The following is a 13,344-nucleotide window of genomic DNA, read 5'->3' on the forward strand; positions in this document are numbered from 1 at the left end:
CCAAGGGCAGCGCCTACTACGCCAAGAACATCGCCGCGCACCGCGAGTCCAGCAACACCGCGTGCCCCGGCCGCTACCTCTACCCGCGCATGGACGAGCTGCGCGCCGGCGCCGCCGCCCTCGCCGGCTGGAACGGCTCCGGCTTCAACAGCCCGATCTACAAGCGGTATGTCGCCACCGGCGGCTCGGGCAAGTACGGCGCTGTGAGTGTCGGAGAGTCCAGAGTCGGTGCTGGCCTGCTCAAGACGGCGTTCACCGGCGGCACTCGGATCTACAACTCGTGGGCGGGCACTAAGGTTATCGGTCCGGGGATCGACAACGCCTGGTGGCGTCTCGGTGGGCAGCGAGCCTATGGCGTGCCGGTCAACGACGAACGCTCGGCCGCGTCCGGCGGGTGGTACTCGTCCTTCAGCCTTGGGGTCGACATCGTGCAGACGCGGGCGGGACAGATCTCAGCTGTCTCAGGATCGCTCCGGAACTTCTGGTACAGGACGGGTGGGCCCTCCAACTCCTCCATGGGTCTGCCCACGGGTTCTGGAGCCCGCTCGACCGGCGGGTGGTATCAGTCCTTCGAGCGAGGGCGGCTCTTCGCCCGCCTCGATGGCAACGTCTACCGCTCCGAGGGTTCGCTGCTCAGCACATACCTGAAGGTTGGCGGCCCTGCCGGGTCGCTCGGTATGCCGCGTTCGAACCCCATTGCGACGCAGACCGGGGCTACCCAGTTCTTCGATGGCGGCGTAGTCCGCTGGAACCGCACGACAGGTGCCACTAGCACGAGCGCGCGCTGACGCCAGGGCATCCGGGGGCCCGGGCATCTGAGGCGTCCCGGGCCCCAAGCCCTACCGGGCTGGGCTGCACAGCCAACTAGGAACGGCAGGGCTCGACTCGATAGACGCTGACTGTTCCTTCGCGACCGATCTCGGTCAGACCTGGGCGACTCTGCAGACCATCCAGTCCTGGATACCCCTGACTACGCCTGTCGTAGGGCCAGAAGGTTCGGCTGTCCTCCACCGCGTACCCGACGCGGAGTCGCTGGGCCGCAGCACAGACGCGAGGGTCGGTCCCAATTTCCTTGAAGTGCCTCGACAGCAACTGACGATCAGCGTCCATGATGTTGACCATGTGGCCCAGCACCGATTTTCGGCCGCTGATCGGCCCGGCTAATCCACCGCCACTCCACGGGTCGCCAATAACCGTCTGGCCGTCTCCCTTGCTGGGCGCCAAGAGTCGGGCGTAAAGCTCGCGCTCTGGGATGTCTACCAACTCTTCGGCCTGACTCGAGGGGTAGTAGCCGCGCTGTAGCGTGGAGCGCGGATTGCTCGGTAGCAGGTGGCCCGGCAGGAGCAGGATGAACAGGCCCAGGATGCCCACGCCGATACCCCACTCCCAGGCGCGGGATCCCTCGGACGACGCGCGCATATGAGGAGTGGCCCGCCAGTGACAGCAGCGGTGCCATTCGGCCAGGGCTCCCAGAGCCATGTCACGCGCACCCAGGAGTCCGATGCCCACGAGCGGCGCGGCCGTGATCGGCAACAAAGCGGCCAGCCTATACTGATCGTTGTACCAGAATCCCGTCAGTTCGTTGGATAGCGCTTCGTCCGACCCGGCAGCGAGCGTGTAAAGGTACATCGCCAGGGCGTGAGCCAGGACTAGCCACCGCTGGTGAGGGCGCTTGACCGCCACGACCGCGCCCCACAGCACAAGTGCCGCCAGCAGCCAGGTCGCGCTCGACAGCGGGGTCGCCAAAGCATAGGCGTTGCCGATCGCCTGCGCCTCTGTCATCCCTGCCGGCCAGTCGAACTGAACCGTACTGGCGACCTGCGGGACCTCCAGCAACCAGCCCCAGCTGACCCGAACGGCCAGGACTATCGCGACGAGGACGAGCACCACCCACAGCGGGCCGAACCGGAAGCGCCGCCAAAGGACCACGAGCCGGCCCATCACGACGGTAAGCAGCACTGGCAAGCCGAGCGCGATAGCAGCAAAAATGCCACCAGGGTGGGCGTAGTAGAGCCCTGCGGTGCTCAGCAAACCAGCGGCCAGGGCGGAGATCCACGGGATCGTTGGGACCGGCGCCTGCGCCAGCACGACCACGATGACCGAGAGGACCGCTGGCAGTACTGCGATACTGAGCAGGTTAGGCCACAGCACGCCAAAGGACATCAGTAGGTAGGGAAACAGCGGAAAGGTGCAGGCGGCGATGGTTGCAGCCAAAACACCGAATCGGTGGCGCGCCATCACGACGTGAGCCAACAGAGCGGCCGATGGGACCCACACGACGGCGGCGGTGACAACTGCCACCACGTTGGCTGACACCACAGGCGTGACACCGAGCAGCGAGACCAGCAACCCGCCCAGAGCATGGAAGGTTGGCGGGTAGAAGGTGCTGGGATCGCGGGTGTTGGACGTGGACACCACGACGTCGGGCGTGGCGGAACCGGCTTCCGCAACGCGGCTGATGGCATTGAGGTGGAACACCGCGTCGTAGGTCTGTTGGACCGTGGCCACGTCACCGATCGTGTGGATGCAGATGGCACCGACCCAGACGGCGCAAGCGGCGATCGTGCCAAGGAACACCAGGTGATCGCTGACCGGACGCGACGTATGCACCCCTGGATCGGTAGCCGCGAGGCCGGGTACTACCCGCCGCACCAGCCACCAGCAACCTCCGCCCAGGGCCGAAAGGGACAAGGTCGTCAGAACGATCGGCAGTAAGCCCCATTCGATCCCAAGCACAGCCGAGACGGGAATGGCAATCCCGACGCAGCCCACCGAGAGGAGGGGAGCCGCCCCCAGCCAGGGCTCGCGACGTAGGCCGAGGGCCGCGCCGACCACAAGCCCAGGGACGGTGAGCACGAGTCCAGCAATGACGAGTGCAGGGAGGACAGGAACCCAGGTCACGCGGGCTCTCCTCGCAGGTGGGCCACGGCTGCCCCGATCGGACCGTCGTGCACAAGGCGCCCCTGGTCGAGGACGACCCCACGGTCGCACACCCGTTGCACCATGTCGAGGTCGTGGGTCACCACCACGAGGGTCTGCCCCATCTCCCGCAGTGCCCCCACCCGTTCGAGACACTTGCGCTGGAAGGGCTCGTCACCGACTGCCAGGATCTCGTCGATCAGGAAGATGTCCGGCTCGGAGTGGGCGGCCACCGCGAACGCCAGTCGCAGGAACATGCCCGAGGAGTAGAACTTCACTTCGGTGTCGATGAACTTCTCGATCTCGCTGAAGGCGACGATCTCGTCGAACTTCGCGTCGATCTCCTTCTCGCTCATCCCCAGGATCGAGCCGTTCAGGTAGACGTTCTCGCGTCCGGTGAGGTCGGGGTGGAAGCCTGCGCCCACCTCGATCAGCCCCGCGATCCGTCCCCGGATCCCGATGCTGCCGGCGTCGGGCAGCATGACACCGGAGAGCAGCTTCAGCAGGGTGGATTTGCCCGAACCGTTGAAGCCGAGCAGGCCCACGGACTCGCCCTGGGCGATGGTCAGCGACACGTCCTCCAGGGCCAGGAAGGTCTCGGAGAGCTCGCCCTTGCGTCCTCGGACGGTCCACATGGCCCACTCCTTGAGGGAGTGGGAGTGCCGCAGGGTGAAGCGCTTGTCGACGTGCCCGACCTCAACGACGGGAAGTGGCTCGGTCATGCTCACAGCTCCTGCGCGAAGCGACCCTCGAGCCGCCTGAAGGTCATCTGCCCGACGAGCAGGATCAACGAGGACACGGCGAGTCCCGCCAGGCTCCACGCCACCCAGTTCGGCGGCATGGTCGCGGAGACTCCGCGGGTGGGGATCCAGAAAGCGTAGTGAATGAGCTCCACGGCCGCGGTCAGCGGGTTGGCCTGGTAGATCCACCAGGCCCAGCCGGGCACCTCCTGGTGCACCTTCTCCCAGGTGTAGAGGACCGGTGAGAGCCAGGTCGCCATCATGACGATGAGGTCGACGAAGTTCTCCGAGTCCCGGAACAGCACATTGACCGCCCCGAACAACAGTCCCAGCCCGAGAGCCAGGACGCCGACCACGAGGATCGCCCCCAGCCCGGCCAGGAGGTTGAGCGGCCCCGGCCGCCAGCCCACCACGAGAGCGCCCAGCATGAGGACGATCAGCTGCGGGATGAAGTGGATGAAGGCCACCAGCACGCTCGCGACGGGGAACAGCTCCCGCGGCAGGTAGATCTTCTTCACCAGGTCGGCGTTCCAGACGATGGACTTCGTGGTGTTGCCGAACACCTCGTTGAAGAAGTTGACCATCACGATGCCCGAGAACATGTAGATCACGTAGTTGTGGATCGACTCCTCCAGCCGGAGGAACTTCCCCAGGGCCAGGTAGAAGACGAAGATCTGCACGGCCGGCTTGACGTAGCTCCACAGCAGGCCGAGCGCCGACCCGCGGTAGCGCACCCGCAGCTCCTTGCGCACGAGCAAGGAGAGCAGGAAGCGCCACCGCGGGATCTCGAGCAGACCATTCGACCGTCCTGGGGCGACCAGGGGTTGGTCCGCCAGCGATGTCGAGGACGGGCTCATCGCTCCCGATCCGCGCCGCCGCGGCCCTCGTCGAGACCGAAGGTCCGAGCCCAGGACCCCATCGAGGTCAGCTCCTGAGCACGGGCGCGGTACGCCTTCCGGAGCTGGTGCCACTCGGTACGCAGCCGCGCGCGCAGCAACGAGCTCTCGCCCAGCAGCTCACGGAACTTCTCGGGGTCTCGCTTGTACCACGCGGCACCCGTGCCATCGGCCTTCGAGACGACCGCCGAGTCGTACTGCGACAGGATCCAGAACTTGCTGTTGTAGTGCGGGATCATCGCCTGCGGCTGCTCCTGGGCGTTCGCCCGCGGCGGCAGCAGGTGGCGCAGCGCCGTCTTGATGGCGAACGGCGCCACGGTCATGGCGTTGGGTTGCTGGGGTAGCCGTCCCTTGCGCAGCGGCTTGGTCTTGTTGACCATCGGGTACGCGTCCGGGTCCGGCGAGTAGCGCGAGTCGTCGAACTCCTTGGCCATGCCGCGCAGCTCGGGCATGGTCGTCGAGATCGTCCGGTGCAGGTGGTCGGGCCCGCTGAGGATGTCCTTCACGGCCTTGATGCGCAGGGACTGCGCGTAGTACTGCGAGGAGATCGTGTGCTTCACGTCTGTGAAGAAGAGCTCCTTCAGCAGTCGCCCGCCGTTGTCATAGGGCGAGTGCAGCAGGCCGACGAGCAGGCGGTTGCGCTCGTGGTAGTAGGCCTGCCAGTCGACACTGTCGTCCTTGTCGGTCCAGGACACGTGCCACACCGCGGCGCCCGGCAGGGACACCGTCGGGTAGCCGGCCTCCCGCGCGCGCAGGCCGTACTCAGCGTCGTCCCACTTGATGAAGATGGGCAGCGACAGACCGATCTCGCGGATCACCTGGGTCGGGATGAGGCACATCCACCATCCGTTGTAGTCCACGTCGACGCGCCGGTGCAGAAAGCTCGTGGAGCGCAGGTTGGACTTGGACAGGTCGTGCCGCTCCTTCAGCCCGTTGACCGATCCCCACCACCAGCGCCAGCGATTGACCTCCTCGCCGAAGGCGTGCAGCACCGAGCGGTTGTGCAGGTCGAACATGTGGCCGCCGACGATGGTCGGGACACGGCAGTAGCCGGCGAAGTCCAGCGCTCGTAGGATGCCCTCGGGCTCGATGTTGACGTCGTCGTCGAGCACCATGTGGTAGGTGCTGCGGTCGGCGGTGACCGACTCGTACATCCCGCGGGAGAAGCCTCCCGAACCGCCGAGGTTGTCCTGATGGATGAGCCGTAGCTGGCCACCGAGTGCGGCCGCGGCGCCCGGCCAGGTCGGCTCTTCCTCGACGGCCTGCGTGCCCTGGTCGACGACGTAGACCATGTCGATCCGGCGGCGCAGCTCCTCGGCCTCGGCGAGCGCCTGCACGGTCTGGGCGCAGAAGTCGGCCCGGTTGAAGGTCGTGATGCCGATGCTGAGCGTCCCGGGCCGTACGGGCTCGGCGTCGACCTGCCAGTCGGCCTCGTCCAGGACGATGCCCCTCTCCCCCGCGACGAGGTCGAACCAGTACCACCCGCCGTCGGCGAAGGCCTTGAGGTCCAGCTCGACGAGGGTGGCGACGGAGTCGCCCGACAAGGTCTGGGTCTTGACGCGCTGGGCCCGCCCGGACGCGTTGGAGCGGTAGATCATGATCGTGCCCAAGCCGGTGGTCGTGACGCGCAGACGCACCTTCTGAACGACCGTCCAGGCCCGCCAGTAGCTGGCGGGGAAGGCGTTGAAGTAGGTGCCGAAGGAGGTCCGGTTGCCCTCCGGGACCTTCACGCTCCGACGGGACAGGATGTGCTCGCCGTGCAGGGCGTCCGTCGTGGAGCTCGCCCCGGCCATCTCGTCGCTCTTGCCATTGTCCTCGCTGGCGACCGAGGCGCGGCCGAAGTCCAGGTAGAGGGGCATGGTGTCCTCGTCGGACTCCAGGGGCAGGACGACGCGGGCGACGGTCGTCCAGTCCGTCGTGGCGACCGTGGTGCCCTCGAGCGCGGTCTGGGTGCTCATGCGTCCACTCCTCCACTGACCAGCGCCTCGCCCTGCTCGAAGTGCGGGGCGAGCTTGTTGTCGACCATGCTCAGCGCGGCGCCGATGGCCATGTGCATGTCGAAGTACTTGTAGGTGCCGAGGCGGCCCCCGAACAGGACCCCCTGCTCCGCGCGCCCCAGGTCGCGGTAGGCCAGCAGCTGCTGGCGGTCCTCGGGCGTGTTGACCGGGTAGTAGGGCTCGTCGCTGTCGCCGGCGAAGCGGGAGTACTCGCGGTGGATGATCGTCTTGTCCTTGGCCATGTCCCGCTCGGGGTGGAAGTGCCGGAACTCCAGGATGCGGGTGAAGGGCACGTCGGCGTCGGGGTAGTTCATGACCGGACAGCCCTGGAAGTCGCCCACGTCGAGGCGCTGCTCCTCCAGGTCGATGGTCCGCCAGCCGAGGCGGCCCGCCTGGTAGTCGAAGTAACGGTCGACGGGGCCGGTGTAGACGACCGGCACGTTGCCCACGACGTTGCCCCGGGACAGCTCCTGGCCCTCGTCGAAGAAGTCCGTCTCGAGGCGGACCTCGATGTTGGGGTGGTCGGCCATGGTCTGTAGCCAGTGGGTGTAGCCGCGGGTCGGCAGGCCCTCGTAGGTGTCGTTGAAGTAGCGGTTGTCGTAGGTGAACCGCACGGGCAGCCGGCTGATGATGTCGGCCGACAGCTTCTCGGGGTCGGTCTGCCACTGCTTGGCGGTGTAGTGCGCGATGAAGGCCTCGTAGAGCGGGCGCCCGATGAGGGACACGCCCTTCTCGACGAAGTTCTCGGGCTCCTTGTCCCCCAGCTCCGCGGACTGCTCGCGGATCAGCGCGCGCGCCTCGTCCGGCGAGTAGGACGAGCGGAAGAACTGGTTGATCGTGCCGAGGTTGATCGGCATGGGGTAGACCTCGCCGCCGTGGCTGGTGTACACGCGGTGCTGGTAGCCCGTGAAGGACGTGAACCGGTTGACGTAGTCCCACACCCGCTCGTTGGACGTGTGGAACAGGTGTGCGCCGTACTTGTGCACCTCGATCCCCGTCTCGGGGTCGATCTCGCTGTAGGCGTTGCCCCCCACGTGGTGGCGCCGGTCGAGGACCAGGACCTTGCGGTCGAAGCGCTCCGCCACCTGCTGGGCGACGGTCAGCCCGAAGAGGCCGGCGCCGACGACGACGAGATCTGGGTTCACGCGATACTCCCAAGAGGTGTGCTGCCAGGTGTTGGTTCACCCTACTTCACCCTGCTGGCCCCGCCGCGGAGCGGCCAGGCGTGGCGGCATGGCGCCCCCGCACGGCGCTCACGAGCCCGTATCGTGTGCCGCGTGAATGAGAACGTCTGGCTGGTCGTCCCCCTCTACAACGAGGCGACGGTGATCGGCGACGTCATCACGCATGCCCGCCGGACCTTCCCCAACATCGTGTGCGTCGACGACGGGTCCAAGGACGCGAGCGCGGCACGCGCCCTCGCGGCCGGGGCCCGGCTCGTCCAGCACCCGGTCAACATGGGGCAGGGCGCCGCGCTGCAGACCGGCTTCGAGTTCGCCCTGACCGACCCGGGGATGGAGTACGTCGTCACCTTCGACGCAGACGGCCAGCACCAGGTTGACGACGTCCTGCAGATGCTCCAGCGCATCCGACGCGACGACCTCGACGTGATCTTCGGGTCGCGGTTCCTGGACGAGCGGACCCAACCGAGCGCGCTCAAGAAGCTCGTGCTCCGCCTGGCCGTCGCCTACACCAACCTCTCCACCGGCACTCGCCTCACCGACGCGCACAACGGGCTGCGAGTGCTGTCCAGGCCTGTCGTCGAGCGGCTCGACATCACGATGAACCGCATGGCCCACGCCTCGGAGATCGTCGCGCAGATCGGGGCGCTGCAGATCGACGGCCGACGCGTGCGATATGCCGAGGAGCCGGTCCACATCCTCTACACCGACTACTCGGTCTCCAAGGGCCAGTCCCTGTGGAACTCGGTCAACATCCTCGTGGAGCTGATGTTCAAGTGAAGGCCCTCATCCAGCTCGCGCTGATCGCCGCCGTCGTCGTCGTGCTCCTGCGGATGACCACGGCGCGGGGTGCGCGCACCCAGGCCATCCGCCGCCTCGGCATGTTCGCGTTCGCCGCCTTCGCGGTGTACTCGATCATCTTCCCGTCGGTCTGGGTCGGCCTGGCCCGGGCCGTGGGCGTCGGACGTGGCACCGACCTGGTGCTCTACATCCTGGTGATCGCCTTCCTCGGCTACATGATGAGCACCCACCTGCGCTTCCGCGAGATGGACGTGCGGTTCACCCGGCTCTCCCGCCGCATCGCCCTCGACGAGGCCGCCGCCCGACACCCGGAGGTGGCGTCCAGGCCCCAGGGACAACCTGGGGCTACGGTGATGCGTCCCGAAGACATGACCGACGTCCCCGACCCGGAGGCCGGCCCGACCGATGACGCCCGCTGACGACCGACACCCGCACGACGACACCGATTCCTACGTCGTCGACACGCGCAAGCGTCGCGGCCGGATGTCCAGCCCGCGCAACCCTCTGGGGGGCGCGAGTCGCATCACCGGGCGCCGCCCTCCTGAAGAATCCCGCGACCGTGACGACGTGCGTGACGACAGGCGGGGCGACAGGCGGGGCGACGGGCACGACGCCGACTGGGGGGACCAGCCCCGTCACGGCGGCCCGGCCTACCCGCCGGGCGCGGCATACGACCACGGGGACGACGACGACGTCCGCTCCGGCACCCGGCAGATGCCCGCCCAGTCGCCCCGGCCCGTCCAGCCGCCGCCCACCCGGCCCCCGGAGCGTCGCCACGGCGCACGGCCGGGTCGTCCGCCGCGCCGGGTGCACCGCCGTCGGCGGGTGGTGGCGCTGCTGCTCGTGGCGCTGCTGGCCTGGATCGCCTTCCTCGTCATCACCCCGCTGCACGCGTGGAGCTCCGTGTCCACCGTGGACGCCTCCCCTGCGGGGGACCGTCCCGCGCGGGTGAGCGGCTTCAACTACCTGCTCGTGGGCTCGGACTCGCGGGCCGGGCTCAGCTCCGAGGAGCAGCAGCAGCTCGCGACCGGCGACGACGCGGGGCAGCGGACCGACTCGATCATCCTCGTCCACGTCTCCGAGACCGGGCAGAGGTCGGCGCTCGTGTCGCTGCCGCGCGACTCCTACGTGCCGATCCCGGGACACCACCGCAACAAGATCAACGCCGCCTACTCCATCGGGGGGCCGACGCTTCTCGTCGAGACCGTGGAGCAGGCGACCGGCGTGCACGTGGACGGCTACGTCGAGATCGGCTTCGGCGGGTTCGCCAGGGTCGTGGACTCGCTCGGCGGCGTGTCCGTGAACGTGCCGTTCGACATGGTCGACGAGAAGGCCGGCATCAACCTCACGAAGGGCGAGCAGACGCTCAGCGGGCCGCAGGCGCTGGGCTTCGTGCGGTCGCGGTACTCCGACCCCGAGGGCGACCTCGGTCGGGCCAAGCGCCAGCGCCAGTTCCTCGGTGCCATCATGCGCAAGGCCGCCAGCCCGGCCACCGTCCTGCTCCCCTGGCGGTACTGGGGCTTCACGCACAGCGCGGCCGAGGGCGTCAAGATCGGGGACGGCACCTCCCCGGCCGACCTCACCCGCGTCCTGCAGGCGATGCGGGCCTCGTCCGGCGCAGACGGCCAGTCGCTGGTCGTGCCGATCTCCAACCCGGCCTACCCCACGGCGGCCGGCGTGGCGGTCAAGTGGGACACGACCAAGGCGCAGGCGTTCTTCGACAAGGTCAAGAACGACCAGCCCCTCCCCTGAGCACCGCGCTGCGGCAGGTCAGCGCTCGCCGCGGCGCGCCATGACCGCGCCGTAGGCCACGCGCCGCAGCTGCTCGGGCACCAGGCGATAGACCCCGCGGACGAGCACGTTGCGCACGCACTGCGCCGGGGTCGTGAACCCCATCCGGAGGAAGCGCCGCTGCAGCGCCAGCTCGGTGCGCAGCATGGACCACCCGCCACGGCGGGCGTAGGCCCCCTCCCCCACCCGGTAGCACAGCAAGGGTTCGGCGACGTTGGCCACCCGTGCCCCGCCCTGGATCATCCGGGCGAACAGCAGGTAGTCCTCCATCTGCTTGAAGTCCTGGTAGCCGCCGGCGGCCTCGACGGCGGAGCGGCGGTAGACGACGGTCGGGTGGTTGAACGGCTGCGCCATCCGGGAGGACTCGACGATCCGCTCGGGCGTGAGCGGCGGCACCCGCCGCCCCACCACGTCGTCCCGGCCCGAGCCGATCTCGAGCATCCCCGACCCGACCACGTCGGCGCCGCCCTCGACGACGGGCAGCTGCACCGCGAACCGGTCGGGCAGCGAGATGTCGTCGGCGTCCATCCGGGCGACCACGTCGTGGGCGCACCGGGCCAGGCCGGCGGTGAGGGCGACGCCGAGACCGCGGTTGACCGGGAGCCGGACCAGCTCCACCGGCACCACCGGCTCCGCGACCAGCCGCTGGATCGCCTCGTCGAGCGCGGTCGGCACCGGCCCGTCCTGCACCAGCACGACCTGGGCGGGAGGTCGCACCTGCTCGACCGTCACGGAGTCGAAGGCCTCGCGCAGGTGGGCCGGGTCGTCTCCGCGGTAGACGCACATCAGCACGCTGAACGGCAGCTCCGTCATACGGCTCGCCCCTGCTCCCCCACGGCCTCCGACAGGACGTCCTCGGTGCGCCGCGGGCCGCGCAGCACCCCGTCGCGCACACCCCTGGCCAGTCCCCGCACCAGCGTCCCGCGGTCACCGGACCGCGCGACGGTCCGGACCCAGCGCCGCAGGGAGGACCCGCCGTAGACGACCTTCTCCACCGGCGTCAGGGACCGCGAGCGCGTCCACATCCACACCTTGTTGCGGACCTCGTAGTAGAAGCGGGGGCCCGGGTCGGCGTCGGTCGAGCCGAAGGTCCTGGTCTTGTGCACCACCACCGACCCCGGGCAGGCGAGGCCGTGGCCACCACGGATCAGGCGCGTGGAGTACTCGAAGTCGTCGTTCCACAGGAAGTAGTCCGCGACCGGCAGACCGCGCTCGCGCACCGCGGCGGCGTCGCACAGGATCGACACGAAGGACGCCGAGCGCACCGGGACGCAGCCGATCGACGCCGCGGCCTCGCGCTCCTGCGCCGACGCGAAGGGCGACGGGCGCGGGGTGTTCATCGGGTGGTCACGACCGTCGGTCCACACGACCCGGCTGGCGACGACCGCCGGTGTGCCGAGCGGGAACTCGCCGCGGGCCCGCACCAGGGCGGCCAGCGCCTCGGGCTCCGGGACCGTGTCGTCGTCCATCAGCCAGACGGCGTCGCACCCCAGCTCGAGCGCCAGCCGTATGCCGATCGCGAACCCCCCGGCCCCACCGGTGTTGGTGCGCGCCGTCACCGTCACGACGTCCTCGCCCTGGGCGCGGAGCGTCTCGGCGGTGCCGTCGGTGGAGGCGTTGTCGACGACCACGACCCGCGAGACCGGCAGGGTCTGGGATCGCAGCGCCGACAGCACCTCGAGGAGCAGGTCGTGCCGGTTCCAGGTCACGACCACGGCGACGACGGAGGCGTCAGGCGTCATCCGGCCGGTCAGCCCTTGAGCAGCTGACGTGCCATGACCAGGCGCTGGACCTGGTTGGTGCCCTCGTAGATCTGGGTGATCTTGGCGTCGCGCATCATCCGCTCGACCGGGAAGTCCTTGGTGTAGCCGGCGCCGCCGAGCGCCTGGACGGCGTCGGTGGTGACCTTCATCGCCACGTCGGAGGCGAAGCACTTGGCGGCCGCGCCGAAGAACGGAAGGTCGGCGTCGCCGCGCTCAGACTTGGCGGCCGCGACGTAGACCATCTGGCGGGCGGCCTCGAGCTCCATGGCCATGTCGGCGAGCATGAACTGCATGCCCTGGAACTCGGCGATGGCCTTGCCGAACTGCTTGCGCTCCTTGACATAGGCCACGGCCTGGTCGAGGGCGCCCTGGGCGATCCCGACGGCCTGGGCGCCGATCGTGATGCGGGTGTGGTCGAGGGTGCGCAGCGCGATCTTGAGGCCGTCGCCGACCTCGCCGACGCGGCGGTCGTCGCCGATGCGGACGTTGTCGAGGTGCAGCTCGCGGGTGGGGCTGCCCTTGATGCCGAGCTTGCGCTCGGGCTCGGAGAAGCCGAAGCCCTCGTCGCCCTTCTCGACCACGAAGGCCGTGACGTTGGCGCCGCGGCGGCCGTCGGGGTCGCTGACCGCGAGGACGGTGTAGAACTCGGAGACGCCGGCGTTGGTGATCCACGCCTTGGTGCCGTTGAGGACCCAGTCGTCGCCCTCGCGGCGGGCCCGGGTGCGCATGCCGGCCGTGTCGGACCCGGCCTCACGCTCGGACAGGCCGTAGGAGAACATCGCCTCGCCGCGCGCCATCGGCGGCAGGTAGCGGCGCTTGACCTCCTCGGACCCCGCCAGGATCAGGGGCATCGAGCCGAGCTTGTTGACGGCCGGGATCAGCGAGGAGGAGGCGCACCCGCGGGCGACCTCCTCGATTACGATGCAGGTGCCGAGAGCGTCGAGGCCGACCCCGTCGTACTCCTCCGCCACGTGCGGCGCCTGGAGGTCGACCTGGCACAGGGCGTCGTAGGCGACCTGGGGGAAGATGCTCTTGTCGTCCACCTCGGCGGCGGCGGGCGCGATCTTGTCGGCGACCACCTCGCGCAGCATCGCGCGGAGCTCCTCGTGCTCCTCAGAGGTCTTGAACAGGTCGAAGTCGGTGTTGGAAGCCACGGGCCGAGCCTACCTGCGCCCGGCTCTCCCGGCGGCGGCCGGGAGCGTGTCCCTCACCACCTGCCACGTATGCCGGGGGCCTCCGCTCGGTATGGTCCTAGG

The 13,344-nt window shown here is 68.9% G+C and carries 12 protein-coding genes; 4 read left to right on the top strand and 8 right to left on the bottom strand.

Annotation, left to right across the window (positions count from 1 at the left end):
* A partial coding sequence (locus B4E97_RS05785; protein ID WP_286959030.1) for an LGFP repeat-containing protein occupies positions 1-788 on the top strand: 788 nt, incomplete at its 5' end.
* Between the two features lie 76 nt (positions 789-864).
* Here B4E97_RS05785 and B4E97_RS05790 read toward each other — a convergent pair.
* Genes B4E97_RS05790 through glf form a run of 5 tightly spaced genes read right to left on the bottom strand, consistent with a single transcriptional unit; the run spans position 865 to position 7,697 of the window.
* Positions 865-2,901 carry a DUF6541 family protein gene (locus B4E97_RS05790; protein WP_286959031.1) on the bottom strand — a complete coding sequence of 679 codons (2,037 nt, stop codon included), beginning with the start codon at positions 2,899-2,901 and terminating at the stop codon, positions 865-867.
* The gene (locus B4E97_RS05795; RefSeq protein WP_286959032.1) at positions 2,898-3,641 is read right to left on the bottom strand and encodes an ABC transporter ATP-binding protein; all 744 of its coding nucleotides are present in this window, start codon (positions 3,639-3,641) and stop codon (positions 2,898-2,900) included. Before B4E97_RS05795 ends, B4E97_RS05790 begins: the two co-directional genes overlap by 4 nt.
* Before the next feature lie 2 nt (positions 3,642-3,643).
* Complete coding sequence (locus B4E97_RS05800; RefSeq protein WP_286959033.1) at positions 3,644-4,516, bottom strand: ABC transporter permease; 873 nt, start codon at positions 4,514-4,516, stop codon at positions 3,644-3,646.
* Positions 4,513-6,513, bottom strand: a complete 2,001-nt coding sequence (locus B4E97_RS05805; RefSeq protein ID WP_286959034.1) for a glycosyltransferase — start codon at positions 6,511-6,513, stop codon at positions 4,513-4,515. Before B4E97_RS05805 ends, B4E97_RS05800 begins: the two co-directional genes overlap by 4 nt.
* Positions 6,510-7,697, bottom strand: a complete 1,188-nt coding sequence (gene glf / locus B4E97_RS05810; protein WP_029210696.1) for a UDP-galactopyranose mutase — start codon at positions 7,695-7,697, stop codon at positions 6,510-6,512. The genes B4E97_RS05805 and glf overlap by 4 nt, the downstream gene beginning before the upstream one ends.
* Before the next feature lie 132 nt (positions 7,698-7,829).
* On the opposite strand from glf, the gene B4E97_RS05815 reads away from it, so the two are divergent.
* The 3 genes from B4E97_RS05815 (at position 7,830) to B4E97_RS05825 (ending at position 10,286) form a co-directional block, all read left to right on the top strand.
* Positions 7,830-8,513 (top strand): glycosyltransferase family 2 protein, encoded by a 684-nt coding sequence (locus B4E97_RS05815; protein ID WP_286959035.1) that lies wholly within the window; start codon positions 7,830-7,832, stop codon positions 8,511-8,513.
* Positions 8,510-8,953: a DUF2304 domain-containing protein gene (locus B4E97_RS05820; protein ID WP_286959036.1), complete on the top strand. Its 444-nt coding sequence runs from the start codon at positions 8,510-8,512 to the stop codon at positions 8,951-8,953. Before B4E97_RS05815 ends, B4E97_RS05820 begins: the two co-directional genes overlap by 4 nt.
* A 148-nt stretch (positions 8,954-9,101) precedes the next feature.
* Positions 9,102-10,286, top strand: coding sequence for an LCP family protein (locus B4E97_RS05825; RefSeq protein WP_286959037.1), 1,185 nt, complete (start codon positions 9,102-9,104; stop codon positions 10,284-10,286).
* 18 nt (positions 10,287-10,304) lie between these two features.
* Here the strand turns inward: B4E97_RS05825 and B4E97_RS05830 are convergent, their stop codons facing one another.
* The 3 genes from B4E97_RS05830 to B4E97_RS05840 are packed head-to-tail and all read right to left on the bottom strand — an operon-like array spanning position 10,305 to position 13,242.
* Positions 10,305-11,138, bottom strand: a complete 834-nt coding sequence (locus B4E97_RS05830) for a glycosyltransferase (protein ID WP_286959038.1) — start codon at positions 11,136-11,138, stop codon at positions 10,305-10,307.
* On the bottom strand, positions 11,135-12,067 hold the full coding sequence (locus B4E97_RS05835) for a glycosyltransferase (RefSeq protein WP_286959039.1): 933 nt from the start codon (positions 12,065-12,067) through the stop codon (positions 11,135-11,137). The genes B4E97_RS05830 and B4E97_RS05835 overlap by 4 nt, the downstream gene beginning before the upstream one ends.
* A gap of 8 nt (positions 12,068-12,075) precedes the next feature.
* Positions 12,076-13,242 (bottom strand): acyl-CoA dehydrogenase family protein, encoded by a 1,167-nt coding sequence (locus B4E97_RS05840; protein WP_019285702.1) that lies wholly within the window; start codon positions 13,240-13,242, stop codon positions 12,076-12,078.
* Between the last annotated feature and the right edge of the window lie 102 nt (positions 13,243-13,344).

Source organism: Arsenicicoccus sp. UBA7492 (assembly GCF_002479615.1).
In the GTDB taxonomy this organism is placed as follows: Bacteria; Actinomycetota; Actinomycetes; order Actinomycetales; family Dermatophilaceae; genus Arsenicicoccus; species Arsenicicoccus bolidensis.

Coding starts and splice junctions, on each gene's coding strand:
- B4E97_RS05795 (WP_286959032.1), bottom strand. CDS start 3,641: ATGACCGAGCCACTTCCCGTCGTTGAGGTCGGGCACGTCGACAAGCGC.
- B4E97_RS05800 (WP_286959033.1), bottom strand. CDS start 4,516: ATGAGCCCGTCCTCGACATCGCTGGCGGACCAACCCCTGGTCGCCCCA.
- B4E97_RS05805 (WP_286959034.1), bottom strand. CDS start 6,513: ATGAGCACCCAGACCGCGCTCGAGGGCACCACGGTCGCCACGACGGAC.
- B4E97_RS05830 (WP_286959038.1), bottom strand. CDS start 11,138: ATGACGGAGCTGCCGTTCAGCGTGCTGATGTGCGTCTACCGCGGAGAC.
- B4E97_RS05835 (WP_286959039.1), bottom strand. CDS start 12,067: ATGACGCCTGACGCCTCCGTCGTCGCCGTGGTCGTGACCTGGAACCGG.